12 protein-coding genes are annotated in these 16,398 nt (G+C 52.0%); 4 read left to right on the top strand and 8 right to left on the bottom strand.

From position 1 onward, the window contains the following. Positions 1–144 precede the first annotated feature (144 nt). From rnk to OOT00_RS03895, 3 genes are all read right to left on the bottom strand, one after another. Positions 145–558, bottom strand: a complete 414-nt coding sequence (gene rnk / locus OOT00_RS03905; protein ID WP_265423984.1) for a nucleoside diphosphate kinase regulator — start codon at positions 556–558, stop codon at positions 145–147. Positions 559–762: 204 nt separating this feature from the next. Beyond that, positions 763–3,723: an insulinase family protein gene (locus tag OOT00_RS03900; protein WP_265423983.1), complete on the bottom strand. Its 2,961-nt coding sequence runs from the start codon at positions 3,721–3,723 to the stop codon at positions 763–765. 244 nt (positions 3,724–3,967) lie between these two features. Next, positions 3,968–4,390: a hypothetical protein gene (locus tag OOT00_RS03895; protein ID WP_265423982.1), complete on the bottom strand. Its 423-nt coding sequence runs from the start codon at positions 4,388–4,390 to the stop codon at positions 3,968–3,970. A gap of 521 nt (positions 4,391–4,911) precedes the next feature. Between OOT00_RS03895 and OOT00_RS03890 the strand changes: the two genes are divergently transcribed. Both OOT00_RS03890 and rsmA read left to right on the top strand, forming a co-directional pair. Further along, entirely contained in the window at positions 4,912–5,451 is a 540-nt protein-coding gene (locus OOT00_RS03890) for a DUF2062 domain-containing protein (protein WP_265423981.1), read from the top strand. Next, complete coding sequence (gene rsmA, locus OOT00_RS03885; RefSeq protein WP_265423980.1) at positions 5,426–6,277, top strand: 16S rRNA (adenine(1518)-N(6)/adenine(1519)-N(6))-dimethyltransferase RsmA; 852 nt, start codon at positions 5,426–5,428, stop codon at positions 6,275–6,277. The genes OOT00_RS03890 and rsmA overlap by 26 nt, the downstream gene beginning before the upstream one ends. A 52-nt stretch (positions 6,278–6,329) precedes the next feature. On the opposite strand, the gene OOT00_RS03880 is transcribed toward rsmA, so the two are convergent. Next, on the bottom strand, positions 6,330–6,713 hold the full coding sequence (locus OOT00_RS03880; protein WP_265423979.1) for a hypothetical protein: 384 nt from the start codon (positions 6,711–6,713) through the stop codon (positions 6,330–6,332). A 229-nt stretch (positions 6,714–6,942) separates the two neighbouring features. Between OOT00_RS03880 and OOT00_RS03875 the strand changes: the two genes are divergently transcribed. Together OOT00_RS03875 and OOT00_RS03870 are read left to right on the top strand one after the other, a co-directional pair. Then, a complete protein-coding gene (locus OOT00_RS03875; protein WP_265423978.1) occupies positions 6,943–8,676 on the top strand; it encodes a two-component system sensor histidine kinase NtrB in 1,734 nt (577 codons plus the stop codon). A gap of 19 nt (positions 8,677–8,695) precedes the next feature. Beyond that, positions 8,696–10,033, top strand: a complete 1,338-nt coding sequence (locus OOT00_RS03870; protein WP_265423977.1) for a sigma-54-dependent transcriptional regulator — start codon at positions 8,696–8,698, stop codon at positions 10,031–10,033. 90 nt (positions 10,034–10,123) lie between these two features. Here the strand turns inward: OOT00_RS03870 and OOT00_RS03865 are convergent, their stop codons facing one another. From OOT00_RS03865 to OOT00_RS03850, 4 genes are all read right to left on the bottom strand, one after another. Continuing rightward, positions 10,124–10,963 (bottom strand): substrate-binding periplasmic protein, encoded by an 840-nt coding sequence (locus tag OOT00_RS03865; RefSeq protein WP_265423976.1) that lies wholly within the window; start codon positions 10,961–10,963, stop codon positions 10,124–10,126. Positions 10,964–11,282: 319 nt separating this feature from the next. Beyond that, entirely contained in the window at positions 11,283–11,870 is a 588-nt protein-coding gene (mobA, locus tag OOT00_RS03860; RefSeq protein WP_265423975.1) for a molybdenum cofactor guanylyltransferase, read from the bottom strand. A gap of 294 nt (positions 11,871–12,164) precedes the next feature. Continuing rightward, positions 12,165–13,766, bottom strand: a complete 1,602-nt coding sequence (locus OOT00_RS03855) for an FmdE family protein (protein ID WP_265423974.1) — start codon at positions 13,764–13,766, stop codon at positions 12,165–12,167. Positions 13,767–13,768: 2 nt separating this feature from the next. Beyond that, positions 13,769–16,024 (bottom strand): molybdopterin-containing oxidoreductase family protein, encoded by a 2,256-nt coding sequence (locus OOT00_RS03850; protein WP_265423973.1) that lies wholly within the window; start codon positions 16,022–16,024, stop codon positions 13,769–13,771. Between the last annotated feature and the right edge of the window lie 374 nt (positions 16,025–16,398).

Raw genomic sequence — 16,398 nt, 5'->3', positions numbered from 1 at the left:
CCGCTGACAGACAAACCCGCTGACAGACAAACCCGCTGACAGAAGCCTTCTTCCGTCAGCGGGTTTGTGTTCCAGGGTAAAAGACTGGACAAAACACGTTTTTTCCCTGAGAACAACACCATCAAACCGGTGCAGCAGGACACATCATAAATGGAAATCTCCCGCAGCCTCGGGCTGATACAGGATGGCTTCCACACGAAGACGTTTTTCTCCGTCCTGTGTGGGCCAGGTCACCACATCCCCTACCCTGAGGCCGATCATGGCAATACCCGCAGGAGCAAGAATGGAAATCCGGTTCTGCGTAATATCTGCCTTACCGGGAAAAACCAGTGTCCATTCCGCCTCTTTTCCCGTAGCCAGGTCTTTAAGGAGCACCTTGGAATTCATTGTGATGGCATCGGCGGGTACCTCTTCAGGACCCACGACCTGACAACGGTCCAGTTCATCCATCAGACGATCGAGATGCTCGCCCAGCTTGCCCCGTTTATCCGTTGCCTCAACCAGACGTTCCACACGTTCAAGATCCACTTCTGTAATATAAATCGTTCTTTCCTGCATGGCGTAAGCCCTCCTCTTCCCCCGGGGGGGGTGAAGACCCCGAAAAAACAAGCGGTGGCTTTCAGCAAAAACAATTCTGAAAAACCACCGCAAAGCGGAGCACACCAACCCCTGGAAATACTCCATTCTCTTTATGTCTTAGGCTTAAGACCCTTTTCTGTCAATGGATTTTACCCCAACCATACGGGGAGAGATCCTTTTTCATCATATAGTCTGAGAAATCAGCGGTGGCACAATATCTTCCCTTGCCAGTATATCCGTACCCGTAATCACCGCCACACCCTGATGCATCCGTTCTTTTACGAAAAGGCGGGAAGCCACATCACACACAGCATCCCGGTTGACCATCAGAAGTCTTTCCTTGAAACGCTTTCTTGCCTCATCCGAAAGGCCCGCAAGATCCCGCATAAAGGCTTTTCTGGCCGCGGCAGATGGGGTATCAGGTTTGTCTATTTCTGAACAGACCTGCAGCAGGGATTCCTTTATATCGGTTTCATCAAAGTTCCCGGAAGCCAGAAAACCGGCTGCTCCCTCAAACACATCCAGCGTTCTCCGGATATGAGGATCCCTGTAAGATGCCATGGAAAAAATACCTTCTTCTGCATTGAAAAGGGCAAACCCACCATAAGCCCCCCCCTTTTCCCGAATCTCCCTGTGCAGATAAGCCGACCGCAGAAGCTTGGCTATTACGGAAAGAACCGGAGCATCCGGATGGTCCAACCGGGGGGTAGACAGGGAGGACGCCACAAAGTTGACAGCGGTTGCCGTTGTCCAGGCCTCACGGATAAATCCCGGCTGATCGGGAAGAGACGATGTCATGACAAAGGCCGCCTCGGCATCTTCACTGCCCAGCTTCTGCTCCAACGCCACCAGGCCGTCCATGGCCGCATTCCGGATTTCCTTCTCCGTAACCAATGCGGAAAGCAGATTTTTCCGGACAAAAATCTGCCCGGCCATGGCCGTAAACTTTTCCTGCAGCTCTTTCAGAACGCCATCGCCCTCCTTCCGGATTCTATCCGTCAGTGTTTTAATACGCCTTAGCTGATGGACACCGCTCCAGTTTTCTGAAAGGGCGGAGCCGGGACTCAGGTTTCGGGACGAAAGGGAGATGGCCAGGCGATGACCGCTCTGCACAACGGCCGATTCCATGGCAGCCCTGTACTCAAAAAGAAGCTTGCGAAGCCGTTCCGTATCCGAAAAATCATATCGGGATGTAAAGGCTTCCAGGAGTTCCAGCATAGGAACAAGATTCCGCTCCAGTGCTTTACCCGAAAGGCTCAGGAAAGGTGAAAGACAGCCATTGTCCAGCCGTGTACGCGCATGGCTGACGGACCCGATACCACCTGTGGTTGCATCCATTTTCCGGGCTGCGGCCACATAATCCATATCTTTTGTGCCCATCCGGGTCAGAATATGGGAGAACACCGGCACAAGGGAAAGCTCCTCCTCCCGAAGCCCGCCCAGACCGAAGGCCAGAGTTGTATACACAATACCGGATGTGGCCGCGTCATAGACAGCCAGACGGCCCTCCTGCCTGAGAGAACGCACCACCTTCACATCAGGATCCATATCCTTCCGCTCGAGGGTGGGCAAAACGGAAAGATCTTCTTCCTTTTCCTGCAGTTTTTTCAGCGTCACCGCCTCTTCACGGATTCTATCCTTTTCTTCTTCGCTTAGGGAAACGGCCAGCTCATCCAGCTCCCTGCGCTCCTGTTCTTCCATGATTCGCTGCTTATCCGTGTCCGGCGCCAGCATGAAGCGCACCCTGTGAGGATTATCCAGAAGATAGTGCCGGATCAGGTTTTCAAAATAGCCATGTTCCAACTCCCTGCGGATGGATTCCAGGTCCTCTTCAAATTGAATTACCTTAAGAGGGTCTCCTCCATGGAACCATGTACCAGCCACAGCCATGATCATTTTCAGGCCGTAGGGATAAGGGGTATTGGAAATTTCTTTTTTCTGAAACTCCAGCAGATGAATGGCCGCCTCTGCCAGCTCTTTTTCAATACCCTTGTCCGCAAGATTTTCAAGGGTTCCAAGAATCAGCTCTTCCAACGGCAGAGCATCGGATTCGGCCATTCCTTTCATGCCACAGCAAAAAGCGGTATCCCTGTTATCACCATCAAAACCCGCGCCATCACAAAGGGCCGTGCCCAGGCCTGAATCCATAAGAGCCTTCCGAAGGGGAGCACCCGCATTCCCCAGAAGAATCTGCTCCAGAAGAACAAAACCCAGCACAGAACGGGTATCCAGAATGTCCGGGGTAAGCCAGGCCAAAGCGACCTGACAATCTTTGCCGGAAATGTCCCCTTCCACCGCCGGGTAAGTTTCACGTACTTCAACCGGTTTCTCCCAGCGGGGTTGGGAAGGAACATCCGTTTCAGGGTCGATACGGCTAAAACGGGACAGCACCTCCCTCTCTATGACGGCAAGATGCTCCTCAAGGGGCAGATCCCCATAGGTAAAAAACCAGGCATTACTGGGGTGGTAATGTCTCCGGTGAAAAGCAAGCAGATCGTCATGGCTTAAATCCGGTATGAAAGCCGGATCCCCACCGGAATTATGTCCATAGGTCACATCGGGGTACAAGGCCTTCAGAAGACCGCGCCCCATGATCTGACTGGGCGAACTCATGGCTCCCTTCATTTCATTGTACACAACCCCCATACGCTGCAACACGCCGTCCTCGTCAAACTCCAGCCTGTGGCCTTCCTGCCGGAAACTCATAAGATCCAGCTTCGGAAAAAAAGCGGCGTCCAGATACACACCCAGAAGGTTATAAAAATCCTTGGGATTCTGGGTAGCAAAGGGATACATGGTCCAGTCTGAAGCCGTAAAGGCATTCATGAAAGTATTCAGACTGCGTTTGATCATAGAAAAAAAAGGATCCCTCACAGGGTAACGTTCCGAACCGCACAGGGCCGTATGTTCCAGAATATGGGCAACCCCCGTCCCATCTGCAGGAACGGTTTTAAACCCAACGGCAAAGGTATTCTCACTATCATCACAGGCGATGTGCACGTGACGGGCACCCGTAATCTCATGTTTCAGTACATGATACGTTCCCCGGATCTCGGGAAGAGAGGCTGTACCAACAACCACATAACCGCCAATACGACTACCTTCAGACAGAATGGACAAACCGTTAACTTTCATTGTATCCATGAAAAAAGGGAATCCTTTCATCATCCATTAAAAACAGACGGCTTACAAACAAAGCCTTACGATTAAACATAACAATGCTTTTTTAAACGAAATACCATCAGAAGCTCCGACTGTCCAGCGAGCTCTTTTTGCAATCCGTTGACAAAGGAAAACATCAGACCCACCCATCCTTCATCCACGGGTGGTGCCAATATATTGTGGAAACCGGACAGGTCAGATTTATCAAACATAAACAGGCGCTGTTTCACCCCCGACCGGGCACCGTATTTTCCGGCGATGATACCGCAATCTGATACGTTCCCCTTCTTTCACGGAGAATTTTACCTGTTTTATACAGACGAAAAACAATGTTTCGCAATTTTTTATCATCATAGCCGGTTTTTTCACGAACATCCTTGAAGTCAATCAGGCCACCGTGCTCACGCATGACAGACAGAACAACATCCGAAGCACTGAGGCCGATCCGTTTGCCCTTCCTGCTGCTGGCCTTTCTGGGTCCGCCAACATGCATACCGGCCGTGAGGTTAATCTGTTTAAGCAGATTTTCCAACTGCGCCATCCTGTCCATTAAAGCCATAATATCTTTACGGGTAGGGATATCATGCTGATCCAGCACCTGTTCAATAAGATCACTTACAGCAGGACGTGCGGCTTTCTTTTTGGCCATGGGAGCACTCCTCGTACCATACGGGTTAACAGTAAAAATAAACAATCAAAAACGGATATAAAAACAAAATACTTTTTCCTGCAAAAAATTCAAGAAAAGAATTCTTGTTCCTGAAAAAATATCTTCAAAAAGAATACCATAAAAAGAAAAAAGTAAAAAATTCTTCCCATCACCTTCTATCAGACAGCCCCTCCCCGTAACTTTTCCACAGATCCTGATCCTGCATGAAACTATCAGGGATCAGGCCTGGCCATAATAATCAAAAAAAACAGGCATGCCTTTCTTTTTTTGAACTGATTCATTTGCCCACCGTACATTTTCATGATAACAATATCCGTTCCTTTCAAAGCGCCGGAACATTTGCTATGTAAATATTTAATTTTATAACAATTTATCCCAACGTCCAATCGGCTTGCCAACACCGGATTACAAAACAACATGCCTGACACCACCGAGCATTCCATGCCCAGACTAAACGGACGGACATCATACAGCCATGATGCACCGACCTTCCGGGTACCATGACGCCAAAACAACGCCTTCTCCATATCTATCGGCAGCTTGAACAGCTCGGAGGCACCAAACCCTTTGTGGCAAGGGGGTTTGCCATCGGTGTCTTTATCTCCATGACACCCACCATCCCCCTGAACACCATCCTCGCGGTAATTCTGGGTTTTCTTCTCAGGGGAAGCATACCCGCCGCCTTCATCGGTACACTGGTTTCCAATCCCGTAACCATTCCCTTTCTTTACTACGCTGCCTACTGGACTGGCGTAACCATTACGGGAGTCCAGGGTGTCAGTTTTAACGAAATACTCACCCTTGCCTATCATTTTAACAGCCCGGGAACTCTGCAGGAAAAAGTCCATGAAGCAGGCCACCTTATTCACGGGAAAGTTCCGGTTCTGTGGGCCACCCTCCTGGGCGGCGTGATCATGGGAATTCCTGTGGCCATTGGAGCCTACTACCTGACCTTGCGCCTGCTCCGGGCATCCACATCCGACAGACTCTTACCCAGCGAGGAAGATCATCATAATGACAGCACCCCAGACCCTTCTTAAAGCCTGGAACATGAAGCCCAAAAAAGATATGGGCCAGAACTTTCTCACAGACCCATCCACTCCGATAATGATTCTGGAACGGGCCGGTATCCATGATGGCTGCGGTCAGACAATCATAGAAGTTGGCCCCGGCCTTGGAGCCATGACCATTCCGGCAGCCCAAAGGGCAGATCATGTTCATGCGGTGGAGCTGGACAGGGAAATCATTCCCCTGCTTGAAACAGAAATACATGTTGCAGGCTTACGCAACATCACCATACATTCCGGCAGTATTCTCAAGGTAGACCTGGAGCCCATGCTGGCAGAAGGCCGGAACACCCTTGTCATCGGCAATCTGCCCTACAATATCTCTTCCCAGATTCTCATCCGGCTGCTGAGCTTCCGCCACCGCATCACGCGGGGAGTTTTCATGTTGCAGACAGAAATGGCTGAACGCATAGTGGCGCCCCCGGGCGGCCGTGATTACGGAAGGCTCTCTGTTATCATGCAATATTGCGGTGCTATTCATCTTCTGGCAACGGTCAAGGCCCACCTGTTTTACCCCAGGCCCAAAGTCGACTCTGCCATTATAGAGGTTCTTTTTCCAGAAAAGCCTTCTTTGCAGGCAAAGAACGAAAAAATATTGTTTGACGTAGTCCGTGCGGCCTTCGGCCAGAGACGTAAAACACTCAGGAACAGTCTTTCTTCAGGGCTCAGAGAACTAAACACAAAAGAGGCGGAAACATTACTGCTGAATGCGGATATCGATCCCATCCGCAGGGCAGAAACCCTCAGCGTAGCCGAGTTCGTCCGCCTGGCCGACCTTTTTTACGACAGTATTCAATAACAACGGGGCCAAAAGGCCCCGTTGTTCCTATCATGCTTCCTGCTAAGCATTTTTACTGCATGGACGCGCCACCCTTTCTGCTATGGCGCATGCCTGTACATGGACAACCTTCTCCCATTCCGGTCAGTCCCCTTTCCCTGGCCTTCAGTGCCATGGCAGCCTTATGACGGGCCATTTCCTGGAACAACGCCTCCACCCTTGCCTGATTCGGATGTTCTTCCGCCATCACGGCAGCCAGTTCTGCACGATTGGTTTCCATGGCCACCCGCAGCTCCGTTGTTTCCTTCATGAAGGAGGCACGATCTTCAGGAGACATATCCATACAGGTTCCCATCCCCTTACCCCGCATGGAGCCACCACCATGCCAGGCAAAAGACTGAACAGCCACTAAACCTATCAGGCCAGCTCCAAGAATTCCAACGATCAACTTTTTCATTTTTTTCTCCTTATGTAGGTGAACAGAGTATTTTCTTCATTATCAACGAACACTGGCGCCCTTCTGCTGCCATAACAATGCAAACACGATGCCAAAAAAACAAAAGCATATAAAAACAAGCACATAAGAAAAAAAACTGCTTTTATTTTTTTATTGTTCCCAAAACAGTATAAAATTAATACAGTGACAGACAAGAAATCGTATAAACATAATACACATCGGAGTCGCCATGTTCCACCCATCCCATTTTTCCAATTTTTCCAACACGGGCTCCCGATGGCTCATTCCATCACTCATCTTCATTTTGGCCCTGGTCATACTCAGCATGGCTCTGACACACAACCAGCGAACCCAAAGAGATATGGTCAGAATTCTGATGGAAAAGGGCCATCTTCTCACCCGTTCTCTGGAAGCGGGTACCCGCACCGGAATGATGGGCAGGCTGGGTGAGGCCGCTCAGCTGAAAACCCTTTTCGAAGAAACCACTACCCTGCCAGATATCTTCTATATCCTGCTCACCGGCCCCAATGGCAGGGTCTATGTCAATGCCGATCCCGACGGCCTTGCCGGTCGGACCCTTTCTTCCGGACTCATCCAGAACCTTCCATCGGAACATCCGGAAGGGTGGACCATTTCCGGCAAAGGTCAAGACAGGCACTTTCTCTTCCACCATACGTTTACCCCCCTTCCCCGAACCATGGGCCACCACACCAGGGCAAGGAGAGCTGCAGAAAGCCCCTGCGGATCTCCCTTCTGCGGTGACCTTTTCCAACCATCCAGCCCACCCATGACCCTTGTGGTAGGAATGGATGTGGATGCTTTTGACGCAGCCCGCAGCAAAGACGTACGCCATACCTTCATCATGGCAGGCACACTCATGCTCCTTGCTGTCTTTGCCGTTCTCGCACTGTTCCGGGCCGAAGCCCTGCGTCAATCAAAACTGCGCCTTCGGGATACCCAGGCCATGTCAACGGAAATCATCCGGTCCTTTCCGGCAGGGCTTCTGGTTCTGGATGCTTCGGGTCGACTCCGTTTTGCCAACCAGACAGCAGAAGAACTACTGGAAAAACCCCTGCAGCGACTCACAGGCCATTCCATTTTTCCCCATCTGCCCCAGACTCTCAGTGACCTCTTCAGGGAAGAGCCGGATCAACTTCCGGAATCGGAAGTACTCCTTCCTTCGGCACGGGGCCTCCTGCCTGTTTCCGTAACCCTCTCCCCCATTCATGGGCAGGATCATCTCCTCGGCAGGGTTCTGGTGCTCCGGGATCTCAGCCAGATCCGGCGGCTGGAAGAGGAGGTCCGTCGTAAGGAAAAACTTGCCGCCGTGGGGCAGCTTGCAGCCGGAGTAGCCCATGAAATCCGCAACCCCTTAAGCTCCATCAAAGGCTTTGCCACTCACTTCCGCCAACTCTTTGCCCAAGACAGCCCCCATCACGAGGCAGCGGATATTTTGATCCGGGAAGTCAACCGAATGGACCGGGTTATCGGTGAATTGCTGGAATTTGCAAGGCCTTCGGATATCCAGCCCGTACCAACCCTGCCAACCCCCCTTATCCACCATGCCCTGCGCCTGATTGAACCGGACACCAGAGCAGCCGCCATCACCCTTCATGCCAAAATTCCGGAGCTTCCGGAAATCCTCATGGACCCGGACCGCATTACCCAGGTACTCCTGAATCTCTGCCTCAACGCCATACAGGCCATGAAAAAGGAAGGGAAACTTACCGTATCGGCCCATGAAGATGGGCAATGGCTTTATATTCAGCTGGAAGACACGGGCTGCGGCATCCCGGAAACGGATCTGACAAAGATTTTTGATCCCTTTTACACAACCAAAAGTAAAGGCACAGGCCTTGGCCTTGCTGTTGTGGAAAAAATTGTCACCGCACACAATGGACGCATAGAGGTAAACAATATGGAACAGGGAGGCACCACCTTCACCCTTTCTTTTCCCCTCTGAACAACCAAGGAAAATCCATATGACAGCTCCAAAGATTCTTGTGGTAGATGATGATGAGAGTCACAGAAAAATGCTCCGCACCCTTCTTTCGGGTTATGGCTATGGAGTGGATGAGGCCGCCAGCGGAGAAGAGGCCCTTGAAAGAGTCCAGAGAGAAGCTGTGGATACTATCCTCATGGATGTACGCATGACCGGTATTTCCGGCATTGAAGCCCTGGAACGGATGCTGGCATGGAATCCGGTACTCCCCATCATCATCATGACCGCCTACTCCTCCGTTGATTCCGCACGAAGAGCCCTCAAGGCCGGAGCCTATGACTATCTCACCAAGCCGCTGGATTTCGATGAACTCCGCATTCTCCTCTCCCGAACTCTGGAGCATAGCCGTCTCAAAGATGAAAACCGGCGTTTGAAAGAACATCTGGCAACCCGACCCGACATTCCCAGAATCATTGGAAAAAGCCATGCCATGAAAAAACTCATGGAAATGGCCTCAACCATGGCCGACAGTGAAGCCACGGTTCTGATCACTGGCCCGTCCGGAACGGGTAAAGAGCTCATTGCAAAGGCCATCCATGCCATGAGTCCGAGAAAAGACCAGCCCTTTGTTCCTTTGAACTGTGCGGCATTAGCGGACACCCTTCTGGAATCCGAACTTTTCGGCCATGAAAGGGGAGCCTTTACCGGAGCGGACCGGAGACGGGAAGGACGCTTTGTTCAGGCCGATGGAGGAACCCTTTTTCTGGATGAAATCGGTGAGACATCTTCGGCCATGCAGGCCAAACTGCTGAGGGCTCTTCAGGAAGGAGAAGTACAGAGGATAGGCAGCGATACAATTGTAAGGGTTGATGTACGCATTCTTGCCGCCACCAATCAGGATCTCTCCCGCTGTGTTGCGGAAAAAATCTTCCGGGAAGACCTTTATTACCGACTTAACGTACTGCGGCTGGAAATGCCCACCTTACGGGATCGAAACGGTGACATCCCCCTGCTGGCCCAGCACTTTCTTCGTCTGTATGCGGAAAAAAACCGCAAGCAGGTCCTTCGTTTTTCATCAAGGGCCATGGATGCCCTCCTTCACCACAGATGGCCCGGAAATGTGCGGGAACTGGAAAATGTCATTGAACGGGCCGTTATTCTCTGCCCTTCAGACACCATCAGAGAAGATCACCTTCCCACAGATCTTGCGAACAACCTGCCTTCCGGAGGAAGTCTCACCACACTGGCAGACCTGGAGCGCAAGGCCATTTTCAGCACACTGGAACAAACGGAGGGGAACAAATCAGAAGCCGCCAGAATTCTGGGGATTACAAGGGCAACCCTGCACAACAAACTGAAACTCTACGGAGGTGCTTAAAAAAACTCTTCGCCCGGGGTATCCCCACCATATCTATTCCATAAAACAGCGGATATGGGGAGAACATCAAAAACAGCCTCACTAACCATATCAATCAAGGTCTGTACCATCCCGGGTCTTTCCATAGTACCGAATATAAAGTGCGTCGATCTCCCCATTGTTACCCATCTCATCGATGGCTGTCATAAATTGTGCGGCAACACAGGATGGAAGCAGCCTCTCGGGCTGATTGGTTTCTGATTCGGGTAATGATGGATCAAAATCCAAATTGACCTCAAACTCTGCAAGGGGCGAGTTTTTCGAAAAACCCAGATACATGGACTCATGGCTCCATGGCCTGCTGTGAATTCGGAATAGCGGGGCTTCAGCAGGATTCCGTTTCAGATAATATGCAAGGGATGATTTTCTGTAAACAAACACATCGCCCCGTTTAGGAGTTGTCTGCAACATTTCCATGGCTTTTTCAACGGACAACCTGGGGAACTCATAGTATAAGGTAAACTCTTTTCCATATTCTCCCCCAAGGGGCACAAGGACAACATAGCCTCGCGCATTGATCTCTTCCCTGTCGGTAATTTCCGGTTCTGCGGCAAGGGTAACGGCTGCATTGGATTCCACAAGACCATTTTTAAAATAAAAAGCCCACTGCGCCCGTGCTGCCGTGTAAGAAAAACCAGGATAAAAATCCAGCTCTCCACTTTCCACCAGATTGAGAATTCTCCTTTTAGGCATTCTTGTTATTTCAAGCCCATAACCAATTTTTTCCGCTGCCGCCAAAAAAACATCCTGATACAGACCTGAATTATCCGGAGCCTCAGAAATAATAGGGATATGCCCTTCAGGCGCATAGCCCATACGAATAACGCTACGGGCGTTCCCGGTTCCGGCCGCCAGAGCAAGCATCAGGGCAACTACCCATATTTTTTGCATTGATCCTCCCTGATAACTGGCCCTAGGCTTTGCAATGGTACGATATCACGCACAGACTCAGGAACTGAGCATACATCTAAAAATACAGCTATTTTAAATTGATATAATGCAGCATAACATTTTTCCCAACCGTTTGCAAAAAAGTAAACCGGACCCGTTCAATCCACACCCTTTGCCCATACCTGCTCACGGAGTATTGGGTAAGTCACGGGGACGCTACCCGTTCATGCTAAAAAAGACCCGCAGATCGTCCGACACCTTCTTCTGCCCATTTCAGAATTCCAACATCAAAACGCCCCACCACTGATATATAGGTCAACTATCTATCCATGCCATCCTCAGGCGAGTTGATGTTGATAAAAGACTTCAGATCTTCATCCGCCTCCCTGAGTAAAATTTCCGGAACAAGGCCCTTCTGCTCCCCTGTAAAAATCCACTGCACCTTGCTTTTGCCTTCAAGGATGTGGCTTGCAAGGACAGGAATGCCGTCCCTGTGATAGACGGCACACAGGGGTTCCAGATGGTTCTTCCCATGGCAGGGGAAAAGGGCCAGGAGAGGAGAATGCATACGGGAAAGTACGAGGCGGATCAGCTCCGGCCGTATAAAGGGCATGTCACAGGCCACCACAAAAACGATATCCGTTTTCGCATGAAAAAGCCCTGCATGGATGCCCGTGGCAGCTCCGGGAACGGGAAGGACATCGGCAACCACAGGAAAGCCAAAATCCCTATAGGTGGCGGTTTCCCGGCTCACGATGAGGATTTTTTTGCCGAAAACTTCCTTCATGGGTCTAAGAACGGCATCCATGAGGCGGCCATCTCCAAAGGGTGACAGTGCCTTGTTCCGCCCTCCGTAGCGGGTGCTGCGCCCGCCCGCAAGAATAACCCCCGTGCAGTTGTTTATCATGATTTGTACCTGTTCAGCACAGATTTCCAAGTACCATATCTGCCAGACAGATGCACAGGCACCCAGGCTATTTCCCCGTGACGCAATCCGGCACCCAAGCCTGAAAAAGCTATATTATTTGCATCAAAGGCTTTGGGTTTATGGCTTGAGTGCCGGACAAAGCTCTGATCCGAAACGATTGCAATGTCGCTTGCCAATAGCCATGGTGCCTTGCTAAAGTACGAAGCGGCTACAGTGACAGCATTAGAATTTAAGAATAAACTGTGCTGAACAATTACCATGGTTTTTTGCCAGTCACTGTTTTCCCTCAAGCCTCCGCCGTCCAGCATCCAGAAAACCGCCTTCCCCGAGGCTTGCCATGTCGGCCCGCGTGATGGGGATATCCGCAAGGAGCCAGGGCAGAAGAAAGTCCATGGCCGTGGGCGCAGAATAGAGAGCCCCCGCGGGAACCCCGAGGACACGGGTGGAAGCGATGCGTCCGGTGAGGGTCATGGCTCCGGGCAGCACAGGAGCCCCATAGACCTCATCCACAAGACCCGCGTCCTGAAGGGCTTTTCGGGTCACATCATCGGGATCTACGGAAAGGCCTCCGGTTACCACCAGCACTTGAGCCCCTCCCTCCACCATCTCCGAGGCGGCTTTTGCGATCTTTTTTGCATCGTCCGGGCATATCCGGCTTTCCGTGACTTTCAGACCATACCCCGCCGCAAGGTCTTCCAGAATGGGCAGAAAACCGTCCCTAACCCGGCCTTCAAACACCTCCGTTCCCGTCACAAGAACTCCCAGCCGTGAAAAAACATAGGGCGCAAGGCAAAAGAGCGGGCCTTCGGCCAAAACCTCCATGGCCCTGTCAAAGGCCCTTTTTTCAAGGAAAAGAGGGATGGCCCGTGTGCCGCCCACCACCATGCCAGAACTTACGGGGCTTACATTCCTGCGGGTGGCGCACATCACCCCCTCGCAGCGGTTAAAACGCATGAGGCGTTCCCGGTTCACACGGAAAATCCCCCCCTGCTTTGCCGTGAAATCAATCTTTCCTTCCTTGGGAAAGGGCAGGTAGCCGATGCCGGAACCTGCCATTTTTTCCGCAAAGGCAAGGGCGGCCTCGTTTTCATGGAGAAGGGCATCGCAGATGTCCCCCACCCCGTTCTCTTCCACATAGACCCTTTCCCGGCCCATGGATTGTAAGAGCAGAACATCCGAATCCCCAAGACTCTGACCCTTCACAATGGCCGCCCCCTTGAAAATGCCCGGCTCAATGCGGGTCATGTCGTGCAGGGCTTTTCGGCCCACGGCCTCTTCCACGAGAATGGCCCCTATCCCGGAATTCTCATTCCGCAAAGGAGAAAAGACCACCCTGCCCATGCAGGCCTCACAAGACCCCGGCTCCGATCCCCTGAAACTTTCGCCGCAATCCGGGCAGGTGAAAATCCGGCCTTTTTTGGAAAAACGCTTCCGGTCTACAAAAATCCGTTCCACCTTGTAAAGCCCGAAACCCGCTTCGATGATTTCACTGAAAAGCCGTTTTTTATCCTGCTCCTTCTTGGGCTTCCGTTTCATGGCCCAGACATGCACTTCCGGCCACTTTTTGAGACGCTCCGGGTCCAGAGCCACCCGCACCCCCTGCCCCGTGTGCTTATCATAAAGGAGAATGGCAAAGCGGCCCGTATTCTCGATGCGCAGCCAGCCGTTTCCGATGGTGCAGGGGGTGAGCACCTGAATGGCATCGGGCAGACAGGCCCTGGTTTCTGCAATGGCATCGTAGAGCCCTCCTTCGGGAAGGCTCTGAAAGGCAAGCTCCACCATGAAGCCCCCGCAGACCATGCCCGGAGCCAGATGTCCATGAAAGGCCCTGATTTTTTCCAGATAGTCTTCGATGGATAATCCCCGAATCTCCATGATCACAGTCCCTTCCCTTCCCCACAGAGCTCAAGCCTGCAAGGTACCAAACGATGAAGGGGCGTTCCGATGGGGTCCCGGTGGGTGTGCATGGTAAGATCATTCACATTAAAGCCCCATTTCACACCGTCATAGATGAGACCAAAACCATGGGGAATCAGCACCATGCCCGGCCGCACGTCCTCTTTCACCTCAAGCTCGCCTACGGCACTGCCCCCTTCCGTGACCACCCGGACGGTGTCTTTATCCTGAAGCCCCAGTTTTGCAGCCTCTTCGGGATGAATGGCGATGGTGCAGCCGCGTTTGCCTTTAATCCATTCCGGGTTTCGCATTTGGGTGTTCATGTTGGTGGAGCGGTGCCGCCCGGCATTAAGAACCAGCGGAAAATCCTCCGGCAGGGTCAGGGCCTTGATCTCTTCTGCTGCAGTGAGGGATGCCGCCTTTTCCGCCAGCTCCTCAATGAAGAGATTAATTTTTCCAGAAATGGTTTTTACTTCATCAAGGTTTTTTTCCCTATCCACCTTCCCAACCCAGAGTCCCTGAGGATGATCCAACAGGGCCTGAAAGATCCGGTCGCCCATGTCAAAGCCCGTTTCAAATCCGGCACGGGCCGCATTTTTCCTGAAAGACTTCGGGGCTGTCATCATCATACCCCAGAGGGCCGCAAGGGCTGCACTGTCCCAGGCTTTGCCCAGGGTTTTTCCCAGAATGAAGAGCATTTTGGAAAGGTGCTCCGGATGGTTTGCAATCCAGCCCATGAGTTCGGCCCCAAAGGTCATGCGGTCTTTGGATGCGGCTTCCATCACCTTTTCCGGAATTTCCGGGATCAGGCCCAGCCTGTCCGCAAGCAGGGTGAAAATCTGCGAGGCTTCAAGGCTTTCCCCATGGGGTTTCACAAGGGGCCTTCGCAGCTGGAAATACACTTCAGGATACGTCCATGGAAAGAAGGTTCCGTCATAGGATTCATAGAAACTGCGGCAGGGCAGCACATAGTGGGCCAGGCGGGCGGTTTCGCTCATGACCATATCACAAACCACCATAAGATCGAGGCTGGAGAAGGCCCTTTCCAGAGCCTTGGTATCCGGCCAGGAGCGTAGGGGATTGCAGGTGCTCACGATGATGGAGCGGATGCGGTCTTTGTGATCGCTAAGGATTTCTTCGGGGAGGATGCTGCAGGGAAAAGATCCGGCTGCGGCGGGGGGCATTCCGGTAACGGCGGATTTCCAGACCTTTTCGCTGCGCTCATCCGCATGAAAGCCTAAGGGCATAACCATGCCGGGGATGATATTACCGCCCCTTTGTCCAAAAATACCGCAAACAGAGCCCAGAACATTGAGAAGATAGGAGTTGAGGGTACTGTGCCTGCCCATGTAGATGCCAAGATCCGGATGAAAGGACCATCGGCGGGTAGCCATAAGGCGGCAGAGTTCATGCACGGTTTCATGGGCAAGGCCGCAGACTTCAAGGGCGGCCCGGCTGTCAAAATTTTCAAACCAGAACCGGATGCGCTCCCAGCCCTCGCAATGGGCTTCAAGGTATTCTTTTTTCTCCCAGCCTTCCTGCACCAGAATGGCGATCATGGCCTTGATGAGGAGGGCATCCGTTCCAGGCCGGAGGGCAAGGTGGATATCCGCCATTTCAGCGGTTTCGCTTTTTCGGGGGTCGACGGCCACGAGAAGGCGTTCCGGGTTTTTACTGATTTCCTTCAGTACCATAGGGGTCTTGGGCATCTGATGGCTCTGCATCCCGTTCCAGCCCCAGGCCACCAGCATCTGGGTTTCATGCTCATCCGGGCCGGTGAGGATATACTGCTTTCCGAACATGCGGCCCTGCACCCACCAGGCTCCGCTAAACTCCTGGCCTGCGGAGGTGTAGAGGTTCTGGGAACCCAAAGCCCGCATGAGGCTTACCCCAAACCCGGCTTCCATGTGCCCCCCCTGGGCGGAAGCTCCCAGATAGGCAAAGGAACGGGGGCCGTGGGCGGCAAGGCCGGTTTTCAGTTTTTCCGCAATTTCCTCCATGGCCTGATCCCAGGAGATGGGAACAAAGGCACCGTCCACTCTTTTCAAAGGATGGGTGAGACGATCTGCCGGATACTGGTGGTAAATCACATTCAGGCCCTTGCGACAGGCATAGCCCTCGCTTCTGGGGTTGTCCTTATCCGGCCTTACTTTCACCATACGGCCTTCCTCCACCAGAATTTCCAACCCGCAGTTCTGGGCGCAGAGCACGCATCCTGTCGTATGCCAGTTTCCCATGAAAACCCCCTTCAGGAAGAATCAATTTTAATACGCATGCAAACTATATCCGCTTTTTATTCCTCGCGCGTATCCATGTCAAGAACTATCTCCCTGACCTTTTTCCGGCATGGCAGGTTCCGTTTTTTCCTGCCTTCCTGCACCCGCTTTCGTTACAGATCTGGACCAGAAGCTTTCTCAAAAACATCACTCACCTCTCCTTGCCGCCCTGAATACCAGAAGGAAGCATCCAGACATAAACAACGCAAACTGTCGTCCTCATACGGAAAAAAAGGCCGCAACAAACCCTTACACAGCGCAAAGCCATTCACCACAAAACAAGCCATGGGTCTGCTTTCCCATAGCAATCCTCTGACCGCCTGCATACAAAGCCC

Source organism: Desulfobotulus pelophilus (genome assembly GCF_026155325.1).
GTDB lineage: Bacteria > Desulfobacterota > Desulfobacteria > Desulfobacterales > ASO4-4 > Desulfobotulus > Desulfobotulus pelophilus.
This window is presented reverse-complemented; position numbering and strand designations above follow the sequence as displayed.

Coding starts and splice junctions, on each gene's coding strand:
- rnk (WP_265423984.1), bottom strand. CDS start 558: ATGCAGGAAAGAACGATTTATATTACAGAAGTGGATCTTGAACGTGTG.
- OOT00_RS03900 (WP_265423983.1), bottom strand. CDS start 3,723: ATGGATACAATGAAAGTTAACGGTTTGTCCATTCTGTCTGAAGGTAGT.
- OOT00_RS03895 (WP_265423982.1), bottom strand. CDS start 4,390: ATGGCCAAAAAGAAAGCCGCACGTCCTGCTGTAAGTGATCTTATTGAA.
- OOT00_RS03890 (WP_265423981.1), top strand. CDS start 4,912: ATGACGCCAAAACAACGCCTTCTCCATATCTATCGGCAGCTTGAACAG.
- rsmA (WP_265423980.1), top strand. CDS start 5,426: ATGACAGCACCCCAGACCCTTCTTAAAGCCTGGAACATGAAGCCCAAA.
- OOT00_RS03880 (WP_265423979.1), bottom strand. CDS start 6,713: ATGAAAAAGTTGATCGTTGGAATTCTTGGAGCTGGCCTGATAGGTTTA.
- OOT00_RS03875 (WP_265423978.1), top strand. CDS start 6,943: ATGTTCCACCCATCCCATTTTTCCAATTTTTCCAACACGGGCTCCCGA.
- OOT00_RS03870 (WP_265423977.1), top strand. CDS start 8,696: ATGACAGCTCCAAAGATTCTTGTGGTAGATGATGATGAGAGTCACAGA.
- OOT00_RS03865 (WP_265423976.1), bottom strand. CDS start 10,963: ATGCAAAAAATATGGGTAGTTGCCCTGATGCTTGCTCTGGCGGCCGGA.
- mobA (WP_265423975.1), bottom strand. CDS start 11,870: ATGATAAACAACTGCACGGGGGTTATTCTTGCGGGCGGGCGCAGCACC.
- OOT00_RS03855 (WP_265423974.1), bottom strand. CDS start 13,766: ATGGAGATTCGGGGATTATCCATCGAAGACTATCTGGAAAAAATCAGG.
- OOT00_RS03850 (WP_265423973.1), bottom strand. CDS start 16,024: ATGGGAAACTGGCATACGACAGGATGCGTGCTCTGCGCCCAGAACTGC.